The sequence below is a fragment of the Streptomyces sp. NPDC051921 genome (genome assembly GCF_040680975.1).
Classification (GTDB): domain Bacteria; phylum Actinomycetota; class Actinomycetes; order Streptomycetales; family Streptomycetaceae; genus Streptomyces.
The window spans coordinates 1-5,008 of the sequence record NZ_JBFAXU010000053.1; the positions used below are offsets into that span (position 1 = coordinate 1).

Genomic DNA, 5,008 nt, shown 5'->3' on the forward strand with positions numbered 1-5,008 from the left:
AGGCGCTCCGCCTGGGCCCGCAGAGCGGTCTCACTCCGCGCCGAGATCACCCACGGCACCACCGGCAACGAACCACCCACCGAAGCGGCCGGCTCGACGGAGTCGGCGGGATCGGCCGGCTCCGGCTCCGGGGCCTGCTCGATGATCACGTGCGCGTTCGTACCGCTCAACCCGAACGAGGAGATACCCGCCCGGCGGGGCCGATCCCCCGCCGGCCACGGACGGTTCTCCCGCAGGAGCTCGACCGCGCCCGCCTCCCAGTCCACCTGGGACGACGGCTCGTCCACGTGCAGCGTCCGGGGCAGGACACCGTGCCGCATCGCCTGGACCATCTTGATCACACCACCGACACCGGCAGCCGCCTGCGTGTGCCCGATGTTCGACTTCAACGACCCCAGCCACAACGGCCGGCCCTCGTCCCGCCCCTGTCCGTACGTGGCGATCAGCGCCTGCGCCTCGATCGGGTCACCCAGCGTCGTGCCCGTCCCGTGCCCCTCCACCACGTCCACGTCCGTCACCGAGAGGCGAGCGCTCGACAGTGCCTGGCGGATCACCCGCTGCTGCGAGGGACCGTTGGGGGCCGAGAAACTGCTGCTGGCGCCGTCCTGGTTGACCGCGCTGCCGCGGACGACCGCCAGGACCTCGTGGCCGTTGCGCTTGGCGTCGGACAGGCGTTCCAGGACCAGCACGCCGGCCCCTTCGGAGATGCCGACGCCGTCGGCGGCCGACGCGAACGACTTGCACCGACCGTCGCGGGCGATGCCTCGCTGGGAGGAGAAGTAGACGAACATGTCGGGGGTGGACATCACCGTGACGCCGCCCGCCAGTGCCAGGGTGCAATCGCCTCGGCCGAGTGCCTGGGCGGCCAGGTGCAGGGTCACCAGCGAGGACGAGCAGGCCGTGTCCACCGTCATCGCCGGACCCTCAAGGCCCAGGGTGTAGGCCACGCGGCCCGACACGAGGCTTCCCGCGCTGGTGCTGCCGGCCCCCTGCCCGATGCCGTAGTCGTGGTACATGAGGCCGGCGAAGACGCCGGTCCGGCTGCCACGCAGTGCCACCGGGTCGAGCCCGGCCCGTTCGAGCGCCTCCCAGGAGCACTCCAGGAGCAGCCGCTGCTGGGGGTCCATGACCAGTGCCTCGTTCGGGCTGATCCCGAAGAACGCGGGATCGAACTCCCCTGCGTCGTGCAGGAAGCCGCCTTCGCGGGTGTGCGTCCTGGTCGCGCCTTCGGAGTGCGGATCGTAGATCCCGTCGGTGTCCCAGCCACGGTCGGTGGGAAAGCCGGAGACCGCGTCCACGCCTTCCGACACGAGCTGCCACAGCCCCTCGGGGGAGGTCACCCCGCCGGGGTAGCGGCACGCCATACCGACGATCGCGATCGCCTCGTCGTCCGGCTTCCGGGCCGCCTCGTCCAGGCACCTGCGTGCCTCACGCAGGTCGGCGAGCGTCCGCTTGAGATACTGCATGAGCTTTTCTTCGTTGCTCACCGGTGGCTCCCTAGACGGGTCGAGGCACTCGTACGCGAGGGCCTCACGGCCGGTGACGAACCGGCCGGGAAACCCCCTGGTCATTCAATCGGCGGCAGCCGGAGGGGCTCCAGGGCCGCGACCCCCTAAGGTCGGCCGCGGCCCCCTAAATCACCTGCCGGGAACGCCTATTCCGGAGTCTCCAGCTCCGCGTCGAGGAGCTCGAAGAGTTCGTCGGCGGTGATCGACACGAGGTCCTCGTCGATTCCCTTCGGCGCCTTCTCGAAGAGCTCGTCCTCGAAATAGGCGGCCAGAGCGGAGGGCGACGGGTAGTCGAACAGAAGCATCGGAATGAGGCGTCGTCCCGTCGCGGCGCACATCCGGTTCCGCATTTCCAGCGCGCTGAGCGAATCGAATCCCATGTCGAGGAATCCGCGGTCGCTGTCGACGGACGCGGGGTCGTCGTGGCCGAGCACGATCGCGGCATGGGTACGGATCATCGTCAGGAGTTCGCGTACCCGCTCCTCGGACGGCAGCTCGGCCAGGCGCGCGACGAGTTCGCCGCCGCCGGAGGCGGGGGCCTCGGCCCGGGTCTGCCGCCGGCCGGCCGGCGCCGTCCGGGCCAGTCCCCGCAGCAGGGCCGGGAGGTCTTCTCCCCTGTCCCGCAGTGCCGCCCGGTCCAGTCGGGTCGGCACGATCACCGGAGAGTCGGTCCGCAGCGCCGCGTCGAACACGTCCAGGGCCTCGTCCGCCGTGAAGGCCGGGAGTCCCTGGCGCTTGAGACGCTGGAGGTCCGCTTCGCTGAGCCAGCTGCTCATCCCCTTGTCGAGGGCCCAGGCACCCCAGGCCATCGACAGGGCGGGCAGCCCCTCGGAGCGGCGCCTCACGGCCAGGGCGTCCAGGAAGACGTTGGCCGCCGCGTAACCCGCCTGGCCCGCGGCCAGTACCAGGCCGCCCGCCGAGGAGAACATGACGAACGCGGAGAGGCCGAGGTCGCGGGTGAGCTCGTGGAGGTGCCAGGCGGCGTCGGCCTTGGGGGCGAGCCCCTCGTCGACGAGCCCGGGAGTCCAGGAGTCGATCAGCCCGTTGTGGACGACGCCGGCGACGTGCACCACACCGGTCAGCGGGTGCTCGTCCGGCACGCGCGCGAGCAGCGCCTTCAGGGCGTCGCGGTCGGAGACGTCGCACGCGTCGACCGCGACGTCGGCGCCGAGACCGGACAGTTCGGTGACGAGCTCGTCCACACCCTCCGCCCGCGCGCCGCTGCGGCTGACCAGCAGCAGCCGCCGTGCGCCGTGCTCGGTGACCAGATGGCGGGCGACCAGGGCGCCGATGCCGCCGGTGCCGCCGGTGATCAGCACGGTGCCCGGCCCGTCGAAGACCGCTCCGTCCGTCCCGGCCGGGGCCGGCCCCTCCGACACGGGCGCTCCGACGAGCCGGGGCACCCGCAGCGACCCGTCACGCAGGGCCGCCTCGGGCTCGCCGGAGGCGACCACCGCCGACAGCGCGGGAAGCATCCCGCCCAGATCAGCGGCAGCGGCGTCCCCCCGGGTGGGAAGGGCCGTGCCGACGTCGACCAGGACGATCCGGCCGGGGTTCTCCGCCTGCGCGGCACGGACCAGACCCCACACGGGCGCCTGCTCCAGTGCCGGGACCTCGCCCGGGTGCGCGGCCACCGCGCCGCGGGTCACCACGACCAGCCGCGTCACCGCGGACCGCTCGTCGGCCAGCCACTTCTGCACGGCGTCGAGCACCCGGTGCGCGACCGACCGCGCGGCCGTCGGCACGTCACCCGCCGCGGAACCGCAGTCCAGGACGACGGCGTCCGGCGCATCGTCGCCGGCGACGAACTCGTCCCAGGTGGCGACCTCCGCCGGCGCCGCCCCCGCCAGGGGCACGTCCGTCCACTCCACCTGGAACAGCGAACCGTGGGGCGCGGACGCGGCGGCCTTCAGCTGGGCCGCCGAGACGGGGCGGAAACTCAGCGCCTCGACGGAGAGCACGGGGGCACCGCTCATGTCGGCCATCGCCATGGAGACGGCGTTGTCCCGGGTCCAGGAAAGCCGCACCCGCAGGCTACCGGCACCGCGCGCGTGCGCGGAGACGCCCGCCCACGAGAACGGCAGCATGGTCCGCTCACCGGCCGGGTCGTCATCGGCCACGGTCAGCACGTGCATGGCCGCGTCCAGCAGCGCCGGATGGACGCCGTACCGCTGCGCGTCGCCCCGGGCCCCTTCCGGCAGGGCCACCTCGGCGAAGAGCTCGTCCCCGCGTCGCCAGGCCGCCCTCAACCCCTGGAACGCCGGCCCGTACCCGTACCCGCGCTCGTCCAGGTACACGTACGCGCCGTCCACGTCCATCGCGGTCGCTCCCGCGGGGGGCCACTGGGACAGTTCGAACGCGGCCGGAACCGGCCGGTGGGACAGCAGGCCCTCGGCGTGCAGGATCCACGGCCGATCCTCCTCCGGGGCGTCCTGGCCACGGGAGTACACGCTGATCTCGCGCGTCCCGTCGGCGGCGGGCGCGGCCACGGCGACGTGGAGCCTCACGGCTCCGTGTTCGGGGACGACGAGCGGCGCCTGGAGGTTCAGCTCCTCCACGACCTCACAGCCGACCAGCTCGGCCGCGCGGGCGGCCAGCTCGACGAAGCCCGTACCGGGCAGGACGGTGCTGCCCAGCACCTGGTGGTCGACCAGCCAGGGCAGCTTCTGCGCCGAGAGCCGCGCGGTGAGCACGACCTGTGCGGAGTCGGGGAACTCCACGGCCGCCCCCAGCATCGGGTGGTCGACCGCATCCAGCCCGGCCGATTCCGCGTCGCCGGACTCGGGTTGGGGGTCCGTCCAGTAGCGCTGGCGCTGGAAGGCGTACGTGGGCAGGTCCACCCGCCGTGCACCCGTACCGGAACCGGTGAAGAAGGCCGTCCAGTCGACGGCGGCGCCGGTGGCGTGGAGCCGGCCCAGCGCGCTGACGAGCGCGGTGGGCTCCTCCTGATTTCGACGCAGGGCCGGGATCGCATGGTCGGAGTCGATGAGCGGGGTGAGTACGGCGTCGGGGCCGATCTCCAGGAAACGGGTCACACCCTGGGCGGTGAGGGTGGTGACGGCGTCGGCGAAGCGGACCGCGTCACGGACCTGCCGCACCCAGTACGCCGGTGCATCCAGCTCCTTGCCGACCTCACCGGTGACGGTCGACACGACCGGAATACGGGCGGAGCCGTACGTGAGCCCGTCCAGGACCGTGCGGAACTCCTCCAGCATCGGCTCCATGAGGACGGAGTGGAAGGCGTGCGAGACCTTCAGGCGGGTCGTACGAACGCCGGCCTGCGCGAAGTGCTCCGCGACCCGCAGCACTTCGGACTCCGCACCCGAGACCACGACCGACCGCGGCCCGTTGACCGCCGCGATGCCGACGCCGTCGGCCAGCAGAGGGAGGACATCCGTCTCCGGGGCCGCGACGGCGACCATCGCGCCGCCCTCCGGCAGCGCCTGCATCAACCGCCCACGCGCCGCCACCAACACCGAGGCATCCGCCAGGGACAACAC

General features: G+C 72.7%; 2 protein-coding genes. Both read right to left on the reverse strand.

What is annotated here, in order from left to right; translation table 11 throughout:
* Positions 1 to 1,487, reverse strand: a 1,487-nt coding sequence (locus AB0M16_RS36100; protein ID WP_365350774.1) for a beta-ketoacyl synthase N-terminal-like domain-containing protein, incomplete at its 3' end; no start/stop codon positions are given.
* Between the two features lie 167 nt (positions 1,488 to 1,654).
* Positions 1,655 to 5,008: SDR family NAD(P)-dependent oxidoreductase (locus AB0M16_RS36105; protein WP_365350777.1), on the reverse strand; the 3,354-nt coding region annotated here is incomplete at its 5' end.